Below are 14640 nucleotides of genomic sequence, written 5' to 3'. Positions count from 1 at the left end.
GTCGGTCTTTTGCTATCCCTGCGGGGCGTTCACTGTTACGTCAGGAGATTTTTTGCCCGTAAAAAGCTTTGGTATTATGCCTGCCCCAACAGGCACGATAGCCGTCGCTGCCACCGCCACAAGAAACTCTCCAAGGCTCGGAACGGCTGTGAAAAATACCTTTTGCAGAACAGGGAGCCATATGCCTGCAAACAGCACTGCCGCTGATATGAATACAGAGAAAAGCAGGAATGGGTTTGAAAGATAAGGCACAGTGAAAAGCGTCTTTTCTTCCGATTTACATTCAAACACATGGATAAGCTGACTAAGCACAAGGGTTATAAGCGCACCTGTCCTTGCAGTGCCGAGAGAATGGGTGTTAGTGAGCAGAACAGTGAAGCTTGCAAGGGTGCAGATACCGATAAGAAGCCCTCTTATGACGATATGCCACATAAGTCCGCCGCTGAAAAAGCTGTCGTCCTCTTTTCTAGGGGGCTTTTTCATTACCGAGCTTTCCGCAGGCTCAAGCCCCAGCGCAATTGCAGGCAGGCTGTCTGTAACAAGGTTTACAAGAAGTATCTGCGCTGGAAGCAGTACCATTGGAAGCCCCATTAAAATTCCACCGAGCATTGTTATGACCTCGCCTATGTTGCAGGAAATAAGGTAGCGCACGAATTTTCTTATGTTCTGATATATGGTCCTGCCCTCCTCAACGGAGTTCACAAGGGTGGCAAAATTATCGTCAAGAAGTATCACGTCAGCCGCCTGCTTTGTGACCTCTGTGCCTGATATTCCCATTGATACACCTATGTCGGCTTCTTTTATAGCAGGTGCGTCGTTTACCCCGTCGCCTGTCATTGCACAAACGTGCCCACGGCTTTTGAATGCCTTTACTATCCTGAGCTTGTGTTCAGGTGTCACCCTTGCGAACACACGGCAGTTTTCTATTACCTCGTCAAGCTGTTTGTCGTCCATTCTGTCAAGCTCGTCGCCCGTCAAAGCGATAGAGCCTGCTTTCATAATGCCGGCTTCTTTTGCAATAGCCTGGGCAGTGAGCTTGTGGTCGCCTGTTATCATAACTGTCTTTATGCCTGCACGCTGACATTCCGCCACCGCCTTTGCGGCTTCAGCCCTGAGAGGGTCTTTCATTGCCATTAGTCCAAGAAAAGCCCATTCCCCGTCCACCTGCTGTGAAAATGCTATCACACGCAGACCTTTTGAAGCGTATTCATCGCACTTGTAAAAAGCCTGTTTTCTCATTGCTCCGCCAAATGTCAAAAGCTCGCCGCTGTCAGAAAAAACGTGGCTGCATTCTTTTATGATAACGTCAAAAGCGCCTTTCCTGAATGCCGTTGTAACCCCCTTTTCATCAGCGCATATTACCGTCATGGAGCGTGTTTCACTTTCAAATGGCAGCTCGTCAGTTCGTCTGTAACCAAGGGAGCTGACGTTTATACCTGAGTTTGCGCAGGCTATGAGTATAGCTGTTTCTGTAGGGTCGCCCTCTGCACAAAGCTCGCTTTGCCTGCCGCCCCTGTCACGTTTTTTTATCTTCTCAGGCGGGCAGAGCCTTGCGTTGTTGCAGGCTGCGCCGCATAAAAGTATCCTGCCAAGGTCAGGGCTTTCCCATGCTTTGAGGGCTTTGTCATCAAAGCTTGCTCCCTCTTTTGTTACGCTGTAAGCACGGCTTTTCTCGGTGCAGGTGAAAATATCAGTAACTGTCATTTTGTTCATTGTCACAGTGCCTGTCTTGTCAGTGCAGATAACAGTGGCACAGCCAAGAGTTTCCACTGAATGAAGCCTGTGTACAAGTGCTTGACGCTTTAGCATTTTTCTGACCGCAAGGGCAAGCGCTATGGTCACCGTGGCAGGCAAGCCTTCAGGTATTGCGGCAATGGCTATGGTTATTCCTGTCATTGCCATATTGAGAACAGGCTCGCCCCTTAGTACGCCTGCAATAAAGACTACCACGCACACTGCAAGGCAGATGATAGCAAGAGTTCTGCCAAGCTCTCCGAGTTTCTTTTGCAATGGAGTTTCAGGCTCTTTTATCTCATCAAGCATGGTTGAAACCCTGCCCATTTGGCTTCGCTCACCTGTTGCCACAGCCGTGACCTCGCCAACGCCCTTTGTGACAACTGTTCCCATGTAGACCATGTAGTCTTTGTTCAGTGCGGTAAAATCTATCTCAGATGTACGGCATTTCTTTACCGCAGGCACAGCTTCGCCAGTGAGTGCAGATTCGTCGCATGATAACGCCCTTGATGAGTTTATGTAGCCGTCGCAAGGCACTCTGTCGCCTGCTTCAAGAGTAAAAACATCTCCTGCCACGACCTCCGATGCAGGAATTTTCACAAGCCTGCCGTCACGGTATACCATGGCGGTGGGAGCGGTCATGTTTTCAAGCTTTTCCAGAGTTTTTTCACAGCGGTATTCCTGAATAAATCCCAGCGCAGCGTTAATGATAACTATAAGCACGATAGGCACAGCGTCAGCGTATTGCCCAAGTGCTACGGATATCACCACCGACACAAGAAGTATCATCACCATAACGTCATGAAACTGTCCTGCAAAAATTTTCGCCGCAGAGGTCTTTTTCTTTTTGGCAAGGCGGTTCTCTCCGTCCGTACTGAGCCGCTTTTCAGCTTCCGCAGTTGTTAGCCCCTTTCTTGTGGTCGGGTTTTCCGTAAGCTTCTTTTCAAGTATATCCAGCACAATGTATCTTCCTTTCCGATTTTTTGGCATAGCCTTGATAACATTGTGCGAAACGTTTTGACTGCACAAGATTTTTCAGTGCTTTTGCCTTTGCTTACATCATATGCGGACAAGTCCCAAAAAAGAACCTTGCGTTGTTGCCTGAAAAATCATATTGACTTTTTTAAGAAAATATGTATAATAGTATATAAGCCATGAAAATAAATATTGGCGAAAAAATAAAGGAGGCAAATTCATGAACGATTATAATAATTTTTCTGAAAGCTATTCAAATCCACGAGTGAAAAAGCTGCGTTCTTTCGCACAGTCCACTTACGGCATAGAGGCGGCAAGCTATAAGGGCATTGCAATGAAGACCTTGTATTTTGTTGCAGTTTTCGCCGCAGGCATGGGAGCATATTTTTACATTCACAACTTCTTTGGCGGTGGTGCGCAGGCTTTTTCCACTGAGTATACTATCTTTGTCGGCGCTCTTATCGCAACAGCAATAGCAGGACTTGTGGCTTCATTCGCTCCGAAAACAACGGCGGTAACAGGCTCTATCTATTCCGCAGGCATGGGATATGCCCTCACCTTTATGTCAATGATCTACGCAATGCAGTGGAAAGGCATAATAGTTGAAGCCGTTACACTGACGCTTCTCACAGTTGCAGTGCTTGCAGTTATCTATTCAAAGGGCGTTCGTGTGGGAAGCAGAATGAAAACTGCTCTTATTACCTGCCTTTGGGTCTCTATCATAGGCGGATTGCTTTTCATGCTTCTTGCATGGCTCGCACCTCATTCAGCTATCTACACTTCAATCGTTGCAATAAACAACGGTCCTATCGGCATACTTTTCGCTGTTATTGGCGTTCTTATCGCCGCAGCGCTTCTTATGTGCGATTTTGAAACTATCCAGATGACAGTTGAACAGGGGCTTCCTGCTCAGTATGAATGGTATGCAAGCTATGGTCTTATCGTAGGCGTTATTTATCTTTATCTTAAAATACTGAATCTCCTTGCAAAGATAGCAAACAACAGAAAGTAATTTATGTGCTAGAGTATTTTTATCCCTCGTCGCAAGGCGGGGGATATTTTTATGCACAAAAAAGAAACTCCCGAATAAACGGAAGTCCCTTTTTGTGTGGATATATTTAATTAATAGAAAGGCTTTTTTATCAGATATCCCATTTCCAATCTCTGATCTCAGGCATATCAAGACCATACTCAGCAATATACTGCTTGTGTTCAACAAGCTTGTCCTGCATGAGCTGGTGGAGATAAGCGCCTGTGTTTCCAAGCTGTGGAAGTCTTTTGATAACTTCCATAACAAGGTGGAAACGGTCTATCTCATTCTGAACTCTCATGTCGAATGGAGTTGTGATCGTACCCTCTTCGTTGTAGCCGCATACATAAAGGTTGCGGTTGTGACGATGATAGAGAAGCTCGTGGATAAGTGTAGGATAGCCGTGGAATGCAAATACGATAGGCTTGTCCTTTGTGAACAGTGCGTCAAAGTCAGCGTCGGAAAGTCCGTGTGGGTGCTTTGACTGTGGCTGAAGCTTGAACAGGTCAACAACGTTGATAAATCTTATCTTAACCTGTGGCAGATTCTTTCTCAGGATAGTTACTGCCGCAAGTGCTTCAAGTGTAGGTGTGTCGCCGCAGCAAGCCAGAACAACGTCAGGCTCCTGACCCTGATCGTTTGAAGCCCATTCCCAGATACCGATACCCTGTGTGCAGTGCTTAACAGCCTGCTCCATTGTGAGCCACTGCTGTCTTGGGTGCTTTGATGTTACCATTACGTTTACATAGTTCTTTGAACGTATGCAGTGGTCAAAGCATGACAGCAGACAGTTTGTGTCCGGTGGGAGATACATTCTTACAACGTCTGCTTTCTTGTTAGCAACGTGATCGAGGAAGCCTGGATCCTGATGTGTAAATCCGTTGTGATCCTGCTGCCATACGTTGGAAGAAAGTATGTAGTTAAGTGAAGCTATCTTCTGTCTCCATGGGAGCTGTGAAGTAACTTTGAGCCACTTAGCGTGCTGTGAGAACATTGAGTCAACTATTCTGATGAAAGCCTCATAGCTTGCGAAGAAACCGTGACGGCCAGTGAGCAGATAGCCCTCCAGCCAACCCTCGCACATATGCTCAGAAAGCATAGAGTCCATAACACGACCGTCAGAGGCAAGGAACTCGTCGTTGTCTAACTTGTCAGCGTTCCAATCTCTGTTTGTTGCCTCAAAGACCTTGCCAAGTCTGTTTGACATTGTTTCGTCAGGTCCGAAGATACGGAAGTTTCTGCTTTCTTCATTAAGCTTGAATATATCTCTTACAAATCCGCCAAGCTCTATCATATCCTGTGCTTCAACTGCGCCAGGAGCAGGCACATCAATGCCGTATTTCCTGAAATCAGGAAGTCTGAGATCTCTCAGAAGAAGTCCGCCGTTGGCGTGTGGGTTTGCACCCATTCTTCTGTCGCCTGTAGGAGCAAGCTCCTCAAGCTCAGGGATAAGTCTGCCCTCTTCTGTGAAAAGCTTCTCAGGGTGATAGCTCTTGAGCCAATCCTCAAGCATTTTCAGATGCTCAGGAGCTTCCATTGTCATTGGTACCTGATGCGCTCTGAATGTACCCTCTATCTGCTTGCCATCGACAACCTTCGGACCTGTCCAGCCCTTTGGTGAACGGAATATTATCATAGGCCACTTTGGTCTTTCAGTAACGCCGTTTTCTCTTGCGTTCTTCTGGATAGTCTTTATTTCCTCGATAACAGTGTCAAGAGTTTCAGCCATGAGCTTGTGCATTGTCATAGGATCGTCGCCCTCGACAAAGTATGGCTTCCAGCCGCAACCCTCAAAGAAGCTCTTTATCTCTTCATGAGAAATTCTTGAGAATACAGTTGGATTTGATATCTTGTAGCCGTTAAGGTGAAGTATAGGAAGTACAGCACCGTCAGTCTTAGGATTCAGGAACTTGTTTGAGTGCCATGCTGTTGCAAGAGGACCGGTTTCAGCCTCACCGTCGCCGACAACGCAAGTTGTGATAAGGTCAGGGTTGTCGAATACAGCGCCGAATGAGTGTGCAAGTGAATAACCAAGCTCACCGCCCTCGTTTATAGAACCTGGGGTTTCAGGCGCAACGTGTGATGAGATTCCTCCTGGGAAAGAGAACTGCTTGAACAGCTTCTGCATACCCTCAACATCTCTTGAAATGTTAGGATATACCTCAGAATAAGAGCCTTCAAGATAGGTGTTGGCTACCATGAAGTTTCCTCCGTGACCAGGGCCTGAAATATAGATCATGTCAAGGTCATATTTCTTGATGACTCTGTTAAGGTGAACATAGATAAAGTTCTGACCAGGTACAGTACCCCAGTGACCAACTATCTTTTTCTTGACGTGATCCATTGTGAGCGGCTCACGGAGAAGCGGATTGTCAAGCAGATAGAGCTGACCTGCCGAAAGATAATTGGCAGCTTCCCAATACCTGTTCATTTTCTCCAAGAGCTCAGGAGAAATGTTCATTGTGTCTGACATTGCAATACCTCCATATATTTTGTCATAGATCAAAAAAACAGTAAACGTTTTCACACAATAAGATTATATCACAGCCCAGAATTTTTTGCAAGAAAAGAATATGAAACTAGCCGAAAATTTTATACTCCATTTACGACATTTCATATGCTATATAAAAATAGTAATAATAAAGACCTCTCCGCATATAGCAGAAAGGTCAAAGTATGTCTAAATAACAGTAAAGAACATATGCAACGTCCTTAGCCAGTGGGCTGTCGAGGACGCCAGCCCATACTTTAAATAAGCTGACAAATAAGTATCACGCAGAAACTTGCAAGGCAGGCAAATGCCGCAACTATAATAAGGCTTTTTTCCTTGAATGCAAGCACGCAGGCTGTTATAAGTCCTGCTATGGAAGCCGCAAGGTTCCCCGTTGAGAAAAGTATGGACGGGAAAGTCATTGCTCCAAGCACAGCATATGGCACATAGTAAAGAAAGCTTTGCACAAATCTGTTTGTTATCTTGCCCTTGAATATCACCAACGGCAGGGCACGAATAAGATAGGTCACTCCTGCCATAATGAAAAGATAAATGAAGAAATCTCTTATACTCAGCATTGACCGTCCTCCTCATTTTTCACAGGCATGAGAGCCGCCATTATTCCTGCGGAAAGAACGGTGCAGATTATTATGGAAAATCCTCCAGATACCTTATTAAGAATAGGCAGCCACTTGAAACAACAGCTAAGAAGAGCCGCAAATATCGCCGCCATTGCAATGCCCTTGTTTTTCTTTGCAGGCGGTATTATTATTGCAAGGAACATTCCGTATATTGCAATGCTAAGTGCGCTTATGACTATCTCAGGAAGTATTTTTCCTGCCGCCGCACCTATAAGAGTCCCCAGCGACCAGCCTGCTACAGGTAAAGCGATAAGCCCATACATATACTGCCTTGAAACTTCCCCTATATTTCCCATTGCCATGACAAATATCTCGTCTGTAACTCCGAAGCCTACCAGCCAGCGGTGTATTCCCGACAGTGACTTGTCAGCTTTCTGTGAAAGAGATATGGACATAAGTGCATACCTCAGATTGATGATAAACTGGGCACAAGCCATTTCTATCCAGAAACCGCCCCCCGACAGCATAATGTCAAGTCCTGCGAACTGACCTGCCGAGGTCACGTTGCAAATAGAGATAAGCACAGTTTCCCACCAGCTCAGACCACCTTTTACGCCTTGAAGTCCGAATGTAAAAGATACCGAAAGATACCCCAAAGCAATAGGTATGCCGTCTTTAAGACCTTTTTTGAAACCACTCATAAATCATTCCGCCGAAGCGGTGTTCCCCCTCAAATCAAAAATTATCTATCCTGCACTGACATGACGCCATTGTAACAAGTGCCGCCTTGTGGCTTTCTTCCGTTACTCCTGCGCAGGCGTTTGCGTCAACTATGACTTCGCATTCAGGGCAAAAAGCTTTTATTAGCAAAGCGTTTGATACCACGCAAATGTCTGTGCAAAGTCCGCAAAGCTCTATCTCGTCCCCTGCCTTTGTTATTTCAGCAAGGTGCTGTGCAAGCTCAGCCGAGCCGAATGTGCTTTTTTCATAGATCTCTGCGCTTCCACCGATAGCCTCAGCTACCTGAGTCTCAGGCTGCCAGCCCTCGGTGCCTTTTATGCAATGCTCCACAGGGAGCTTTTTTCCCTCAGGCGTTTCAAGATAATCCTTGAAATGTGTGTCAAGGGTCATGAATACAGTGCTGTCCTGAGCCTTGTAACTGCGTATTTTTTCACAGACAGCAGGAACGATCATTTCTGCCATTTTTGAACCAAGACTGCCCGTGACAAAATCATTCTGCATATCAACAACTATAAGATATCTCATATTCTATTTACTCCTTTCTCTCACGACGAAAACGTTTTGACAGGTAAGAACTGACATATTGTTTTATTAGTCCATAAAGTAACATTATAACTCTAAAATATGAATTTTTCAACGTGTGCATAAAATGGGCAAAAAAAATGCTGAGCAACGGTGCTCAGCAGAAAATAAAATAAAAAAAACTATGTGTAGAACAAAAGAAAGGAGACAACAAAACGGATGTTAAATCAAACAAATTATGTTCAATATCCTTAACATCAATTAAATTATAACCTCTTTTGTAGCGATAGTCAAGAAAAAGTTGCAAAGAACTTGTTAATTTTCTGAAAATTCGGGATTTTGCACAAATATTTCGTTGACATTATGCTAACAATGACATCTGCGTGAGGTCTGAACTTAATTCGACTTAAAAAAGTAAAATATCTTATCCATTTTTAGCGTCTGTGATGTTCAAATTTTAATGTTTAAAACAAAAAAATAAGGTCATGACAGCAGGAAAGAGAGCCGATTTTAGAATATGCAGCAGGCAAACCCGTGATAAAATGCTGCCCTCTGAAACAAGCTCCCTCTCCTGCCGTCATGACCTGCAGGGGACTACTGCTCGGTGACAAGTCTGTTGTCTTTGAAAAACAGTGAAATGCACCAGATAGCCGAAATAGCTACCAAAACGTAGATGATCCTGCTTAGTATCGCCGCAGCACCTCCGAAAAGAAATGCCACAAGGTCGAACTGGAAAATGCCCACAAGCCCCCAGTTTATGCCGCCTATTATGAGAAGCAGCAGTGCGATCCTATCTATCATGAGAAACTCCTCCTTTGATTGTTTAAGATATAGAGCAGTCCGTCTGTCAGCGGGCTGTTAATTGTAGTATTGTCATATTTTTTTGGATTATTCATTAAACGTTTGGTAAAAAACTACTAAAAAACACAGCTAAAATTCTATATAAAAATCTGCGTTTTGTACTAGACAAAAGCGACGGGCTATGTTATAATAATTGTATGTTAATCGTTTAAGTAAAAATGTATGGTAAAGCGTGAGGCAGATCATCGCTTTGCACTATGGGGGCGTTACTTTTTTGAATAATATAGACCTTAAATTCATGTTTAAAGATACGGAATGTGTCAGAATGCAGTCGGGAAAGTATTCCTGCGTTATCGCACCAAAACTTGGTGCTTCTGTGCTGAGGCTTCGTGACGAGGAAAACGGCATAGAGGTGTTCAGATATCGTGATGACTGCACTCTCAAGACTATAAATAAGGCGAGAGAGATATGGGGACTGCCTACTCTTTTCTTGCCTAATCGCTTTGATAAGGGCATTATAAAGACCTCTGACGCAGTGTATCAAATGCCTGTAAATGAGAAAAAGCTTGATAATTTTATCCATGGCTGGGTGCATAAGAGAGAACACGAAATAGAGTGTTATTCAACACAGGATAAAAAAGTTGTGCTTGTTACTTCTTATACCTTTGACAAGAATGACGAGATGTATTCTTATTTTCCGGTGGATTTTAAAATATCTTATACGTTTACGCTTTCTGAAAACGGCCTTTTGCAGGAGATATACCTGACAAACAACAGCGACAAGGCTCTGCCTGTTTCTATATGTACTCATACCTGCCTTAATGCGCCAATGTGCGATGGTGGCAGGGAGGAATCAATGAGAATGTGCGTGCCGATAATCGAAAAGTGCGAGCTTGACAAGAGATGTCTGCCAACAGAAAAGCTTTTGCCTCTTAAAAAGAAAGACCTTGAATATAAAGAGGGTACAAAAATGCCTACCCTGCATAATATCTCAAACGATATGTACACCGCAGGCATGAACAAGCTTGACGGTAAGGACTTCTATGGCTCTTATGTTGTGGATACTGACAATGGTCATAAGGTTTGCAACGAGGTGTCAAAAGAATTTAAGTTCTGGAATATGTGGAACGATAAGGGCAATAAAGGATATTTCTGCCCTGAACCAATGACAGCTATGATAAACTCTCCTAATCTCAGCCTGCCTAACGAAGTGAGCGGATATGAGGAGATAACAAAGGGTCACACATTCAAGTGCTGGCAGAGATTCTTTACTGAATAATAGAAAATGCAGTAGGGGTGAACTGAGGTCACCCGTTGATATACGCATTTGTATGGGTTATAATTAAGAAATTAATTAACAATAGATAAATTACGAAAGGTGGAAATTATTGATGAAATTTGGTCATTTTGATGACGTGAAAAAGGAATATGTCATCAGCAATCCAAGAACGCCATATCCATGGATAAACTATCTTGGCACACAGGAATTCTTCTCACTTATCTCCAACACAGCAGGAGGCTATTCCTTCTATAAGGACGCAAGACTGAGAAGAATAACTCGTTACCGTTACAACAACGTGCCTATCGACATGGGCGGAAGATATTTCTATATCAAAGACGGCGAAACTATCTGGAATCCGGGCTGGTCACCGGTAAAGACAGAGCTTGATTTTTATGAGTGCCGTCACGGTATGGGCTATACTATCATCACAGGTAAGAAGAATGGACTTAAGGCTGAGGCTACATTCTTTGTTCCTCAGAACTATAACGGCGAAGTTCAGCAGGTAGTTCTCACAAACGAGAGCAATGAAGAAAAAACATTCTCATTCTTCTCATTTGCAGAGTGGTGTCTTTGGGACGCTCAGGACGACTGCACAAACTTCCAGAGAAACTTCAGCACAGGCCGTGTTGAGGTAGTAGGTTCAACTATCTATCACAAAACAGAATACAGAGACAGAAGAGATCACTTTGCATTCTATACAGTAAATGATGAGATAGACGGCTATGATACAGACAGAGATTCATTTATCGGTCTTTATAACGGCTTCCATAACCCACAGGCTGTTGAAGCAGGCAAGGCTAACAACTCATTTGCAGACGGCTGGTCACCTATCGCTTCACACTACAAGAAGATAACACTTGCTCCGGGCGAGTCAAAGACTCTTGTATTTATCCTCGGCTATGTTGAAATGCCTGTTGACAAGAAGTTCGAGGCTGACGGCGTTACTATCAATAAGGAAAAGGCTCTCGCAATGATCGAGCAGTATAACACTCCTGAAAAGGTAGCCGCAGGTCTTGAAGAACTCAAGGCAACTTGGGACAGACTTCTCAGCGTTATCAATGTTGACACACCTGATGACAAGGTAAACAGAATGGTAAATATCTGGAACCAGTATCAGTGCATGGTAACATTCAACCTTTCACGTTCCGCATCATATTTCGAGAGCGGTATCGGCAGAGGAATGGGCTTCAGAGATTCAAACCAGGATATCCTCGGCTTCGTTCATCAGATACCGGACCGTGCAAGACAGCGTATCATCGACATCGCTTCTACACAGCTTCCTGACGGTGGCTGCTATCATCAGTACCAGCCTCTTACAAAGAAGGGCAACTCCGATATCGGCGGCGACTTCTCAGACGATCCGCTGTGGATGATCCTTTCAGTTTCCGCATACATCAAGGAAACTGGCGACTGGTCTATCCTTGACGAAATGGTACCATACGATAATGACGAGTCAAAGGCTAAGCCAATGCTCGACCACCTTAAGGTATCATTCTATCACATTGTAAATAACCTCGGCCCTCACGGTCTGCCACTTGCAATGAGAGCTGACTGGAACGATTGTATCAACCTTTCATGCTACTCTGACACTCCGGGCGAGAGCTTCCAGACTTATACAAACCCTAAGTTTGCAGCCGAGGGCGGCTACTCAAAGGTAGCTGAGTCTGTAATGGTGGCAACACTCTTTACATACACAGGTCCTAACTATGTGTCTATCCTCAAGCACCTTGGCAAGGACGATGAAGCTGCCGCAGCACAGGCTGAGATAGACAAGATGAAGAAGAACGTTATGGAATCTGCATTTGACGGCGATTGGTTCCTGAGAGCTTACGATTCCACAGGCGCAAAAATGGGTTCAAAGGAGTGCGAAGAGGGTAAGATATTCATCGAACCACAGGGCTTCGCAGTTATGTCTGAAATAGGCAAGGACGAGGGCGCTGACATCAAGACACTTGATTCTATCGACAAGTACCTCAATACAAAATATGGTCTTGTTCTTAACAACCCTGCATACTCAAAGTATTATATCCAGTATGGTGAGATATCCACATATCCGGGCGGATATAAGGAGAATGCCGGTATCTTCACACACAACAATGCTTGGATAATCTGCGCAGAGGCATATGCAGGCAGAGGTGACAAGGCGTTCGAGTATTACAGCAAGATAGCTCCTGCATTCAACGAGGAGATTTCTGATCTTCATAAGACAGAGCCTTATGTATACGGTCAGATGATAGCTGGTAAGGACGCAAGCAGATTCGGCGAGGGCAAGAATAGCTGGCTCACAGGTACAGCCGCATGGAACATGGTAGCTATCTCACAGTACATTCTCGGAGTACAGGCTGACTTTGACGGCTTGAAGATAGATCCATCTATCCCTCACGAGTGGGACGGCATGACAGCAACACGTCAGTACAGAGGTGCAACATACAACATCACTGTTAAGAACCCTGACCACGTTTGCAAGGGCGTAAAGAGCGTAACAGTTGACGGCAAGGCAGTAGAGGGCAATGTTCTCCCTGTAGCTGAAAATGGTGCAACAGTAAATGTTGAGGTAGTAATGGGCTAAGCCATACAAATTTTAAAGGCGAGATTATGTTTTTTGGAAAGACAAAGAAAAAAAATAAACCAACTACAATTGAGCATCCTGTATTAGGAACTTTGATTAAAAAAACAGATTGGTACACAAAGAAGAGCTTTATCATTACATTATGGGATAAAACTTTTGACCTGTATCTATGTATATACTCAAATCAAAAAGATGCTGTAATTTCATTTGAACAAGAAGAAGCAATCAGATATTATCTTGATAATCAGATTCAAATCGAACGAGATATTCAAAAAATGTTGTTGAATTTTTTTCACACTTCAGATTGTTCTTTGATTGAAAAGAGTATACAAATTGAAGGATTGAATTTTACAAGGAATGGAGCTATCAGCATTGGTTTAATATCTGATTTTTCTGATGAGTTTCTTGAAAAACATATTGGAGAAGATGTTATTTTTACAGATTCTTTTGGGATGTCAGTTTATCCGATTAAGGCAGTGCTTCCAAATGAGAAAGTATATTACAACTTCAATAATAAATACGAAGGAGACCAGCTTTAATATGAATGTGTTTGACAGCATAATTACTGGACTTAACGAGGCAGTTGACTACGAAAAAGGTAAAATTTCTGCTAAAAAACAACTCTTAGAATAGAGCCTTTGCCTGATATATCTGCTGAAGATATAAAAGCGATCCGAAAAAAGCTGGGATTTACGCAGGCGGTATTTGCCGCAGTGATCGGAGTTTCGACAAAAACTGTTGAGGCGTGGGAAAAAGGTACGAACCAGCCTATCGGTCCTGCACGCAGAATGATCTCACTCATTCAGTTTGACCCAGAAATTCTGCAAAGCTACCATATCGTAAATGAAAATGTTATTTAACTATGACCGCAGTTCTTTGAGGACTGCGGATCTTTTTATCCCGTCACATCAAAGACCTTTTTGATGTGTTCAACACAAAAAAGCCGCCCACCAGCGTGGACGGCTTTTGTCATATGCGAATTATTCCTGCGGACCCATTACCTTGACCATAACGGCTTTCTGTGCATGAAGTCTGTTTTCAGCTTCCTCGAATATCTCATTTGCGTGAGCCTCGAATACCTTTTCTGTTATCTCCTCCTCACGGTGAGCAGGCAGACAGTGCTGAACCATTGCGTCAGCCTTTGCAACAGCCATGATATCGTCGTTTATCTGATAGCCCTTGAATGCTATCTTTCTCTTTTCTGTTTCAGCCTCTTCGCCCATGGAAGTCCAAACGTCTGTGAACAGAACGTCAGCGTCCTTTGCAGCCTCAAGAGGAACGTCTGTCATTGAGAACTTGTCTCCGTAGCCCTTGGCAAATTCAAGAACCTCAGCAGCAGGCTGATAATCCTTAGGGCAAGCGATAGAAACTTCCATGCCTACCTTAAGTCCACCAACGATAAGAGAGTTTGCCATGTTGTTGCCGTCGCCTATGTAGCACATTTTCAGACCCTCGAAACGTCCCTTGAACTCTCTGATAGTCATAAGGTCAGCAAGCACCTGACAAGGGTGACAGAAGTCTGTCAGACCATTTATTACAGGGATAGAGCCATATTTAGCAAGATCCTCAACCTCTTTCTGCTCAAAAGTACGGATCATGATGCCGTCAAGGTAACGTGAAAGAACACGGGCTGTGTCCTGAACAGGCTCGCCTCTGCCTATCTGGAGATCACGGTTTGAAAGGAAAAGTGCCTGACCGCCAAGCTGATACATACCTGTTTCAAAAGAAACTCTTGTACGGGTAGAGGACTTCTGGAATATCATTCCGAGAGTTTTGCCTTTAAGAATGTGATGCTCGATACCATTTTTGTTTTCGTATTTGAGCTGGTCTGCAAGATTGAGAATGTCGAGAATTTCCTCCTTGGAAAGGTCGAGCATTTTAAGTAAATGTTTCATAATATTTCCTCCGTAATTT

12 protein-coding genes are annotated in these 14640 nt (G+C 44.0%); 5 read left to right on the top strand and 7 right to left on the bottom strand.

From position 1 onward, the window contains the following. Nucleotides 1–12: 12 nt before the first annotated feature. The gene (locus WS40_RS02495; protein WP_325208370.1) at nucleotides 13–2694 is read right to left on the bottom strand and encodes a cation-translocating P-type ATPase; all 2682 of its coding nucleotides are present in this window, start codon (nucleotides 2692–2694) and stop codon (nucleotides 13–15) included. A gap of 235 nt (nucleotides 2695–2929) precedes the next feature. On the opposite strand from WS40_RS02495, the gene WS40_RS02490 reads away from it, so the two are divergent. Then, nucleotides 2930–3721, top strand: a complete 792-nt coding sequence (locus tag WS40_RS02490) for a Bax inhibitor-1/YccA family protein (protein ID WP_046439890.1) — start codon at nucleotides 2930–2932, stop codon at nucleotides 3719–3721. 130 nt (nucleotides 3722–3851) lie between these two features. Here WS40_RS02490 and WS40_RS02485 read toward each other — a convergent pair whose 3' ends face one another. From WS40_RS02485 to WS40_RS02465, 5 genes are all read right to left on the bottom strand, one after another. Further along, entirely contained in the window at nucleotides 3852–6212 is a 2361-nt protein-coding gene (locus tag WS40_RS02485) for a phosphoketolase family protein (protein WP_046439888.1), read from the bottom strand. A 275-nt stretch (nucleotides 6213–6487) separates the two neighbouring features. Continuing rightward, nucleotides 6488–6808, bottom strand: a complete 321-nt coding sequence (locus WS40_RS02480; protein WP_022288164.1) for an AzlD domain-containing protein — start codon at nucleotides 6806–6808, stop codon at nucleotides 6488–6490. Further along, nucleotides 6802–7512, bottom strand: coding sequence for an AzlC family ABC transporter permease (locus tag WS40_RS02475; RefSeq protein WP_022288163.1), 711 nt, complete (start codon nucleotides 7510–7512; stop codon nucleotides 6802–6804). Before WS40_RS02475 ends, WS40_RS02480 begins: the two co-directional genes overlap by 7 nt. 34 nt (nucleotides 7513–7546) lie before the next feature. Further along, a complete protein-coding gene (locus tag WS40_RS02470; protein WP_046439885.1) occupies nucleotides 7547–8077 on the bottom strand; it encodes a cysteine hydrolase family protein in 531 nt (176 codons plus the stop codon). Between the two features lie 591 nt (nucleotides 8078–8668). Further along, the gene (locus WS40_RS02465) at nucleotides 8669–8875 is read right to left on the bottom strand and encodes a DUF378 domain-containing protein (protein ID WP_022288161.1); all 207 of its coding nucleotides are present in this window, start codon (nucleotides 8873–8875) and stop codon (nucleotides 8669–8671) included. Between the two features lie 274 nt (nucleotides 8876–9149). On the opposite strand from WS40_RS02465, the gene WS40_RS02460 reads away from it, so the two are divergent. The 4 genes from WS40_RS02460 to WS40_RS02445 all read left to right on the top strand — a co-directional run bounded on the left by WS40_RS02460 (nucleotide 9150) and on the right by WS40_RS02445 (nucleotide 13586). Continuing rightward, a complete protein-coding gene (locus WS40_RS02460) occupies nucleotides 9150–10154 on the top strand; it encodes an aldose 1-epimerase (RefSeq protein ID WP_195249493.1) in 1005 nt (334 codons plus the stop codon). 112 nt (nucleotides 10155–10266) lie between these two features. After that, entirely contained in the window at nucleotides 10267–12726 is a 2460-nt protein-coding gene (locus WS40_RS02455; RefSeq protein ID WP_022288159.1) for a GH36-type glycosyl hydrolase domain-containing protein, read from the top strand. Between the two features lie 26 nt (nucleotides 12727–12752). Beyond that, nucleotides 12753–13265: a hypothetical protein gene (locus WS40_RS02450; protein ID WP_022288158.1), complete on the top strand. Its 513-nt coding sequence runs from the start codon at nucleotides 12753–12755 to the stop codon at nucleotides 13263–13265. A gap of 99 nt (nucleotides 13266–13364) precedes the next feature. Then, on the top strand, nucleotides 13365–13586 hold the full coding sequence (locus WS40_RS02445) for a helix-turn-helix domain-containing protein (RefSeq protein ID WP_278634450.1): 222 nt from the start codon (nucleotides 13365–13367) through the stop codon (nucleotides 13584–13586). Nucleotides 13587–13706: 120 nt separating this feature from the next. Here the strand turns inward: WS40_RS02445 and argF are convergent, their stop codons facing one another. Next, nucleotides 13707–14621 carry an ornithine carbamoyltransferase gene (argF, locus tag WS40_RS02440; RefSeq protein WP_046439882.1) on the bottom strand — a complete coding sequence of 305 codons (915 nt, stop codon included), beginning with the start codon at nucleotides 14619–14621 and terminating at the stop codon, nucleotides 13707–13709. Between the last annotated feature and the right edge of the window lie 19 nt (nucleotides 14622–14640).

It is taken from the genome of Ruminococcus sp. N15.MGS-57 (assembly GCF_000980385.1).
In the GTDB taxonomy this organism is placed as follows: domain Bacteria; phylum Bacillota; class Clostridia; order Oscillospirales; family Ruminococcaceae; genus Hominimerdicola; species Hominimerdicola aceti.
This window is presented reverse-complemented; position numbering and strand designations above follow the sequence as displayed.

Excerpts from the sequence above, each read along its gene's own strand:
- WS40_RS02490 (WP_046439890.1), top strand. The coding sequence starts at position 2,930 with ATGAACGATTATAATAATTTTTCTGAAAGCTATTCAAATCCACGAGTG.
- WS40_RS02485 (WP_046439888.1), bottom strand. The coding sequence starts at position 6,212 with ATGTCAGACACAATGAACATTTCTCCTGAGCTCTTGGAGAAAATGAAC.
- WS40_RS02480 (WP_022288164.1), bottom strand. The coding sequence starts at position 6,808 with ATGCTGAGTATAAGAGATTTCTTCATTTATCTTTTCATTATGGCAGGA.
- WS40_RS02475 (WP_022288163.1), bottom strand. The coding sequence starts at position 7,512 with ATGAGTGGTTTCAAAAAAGGTCTTAAAGACGGCATACCTATTGCTTTG.
- WS40_RS02470 (WP_046439885.1), bottom strand. The coding sequence starts at position 8,077 with ATGAGATATCTTATAGTTGTTGATATGCAGAATGATTTTGTCACGGGC.
- WS40_RS02465 (WP_022288161.1), bottom strand. The coding sequence starts at position 8,875 with ATGATAGATAGGATCGCACTGCTGCTTCTCATAATAGGCGGCATAAAC.
- WS40_RS02455 (WP_022288159.1), top strand. The coding sequence starts at position 10,267 with ATGAAATTTGGTCATTTTGATGACGTGAAAAAGGAATATGTCATCAGC.
- WS40_RS02450 (WP_022288158.1), top strand. The coding sequence starts at position 12,753 with ATGTTTTTTGGAAAGACAAAGAAAAAAAATAAACCAACTACAATTGAG.
- argF (WP_046439882.1), bottom strand. The coding sequence starts at position 14,621 with ATGAAACATTTACTTAAAATGCTCGACCTTTCCAAGGAGGAAATTCTC.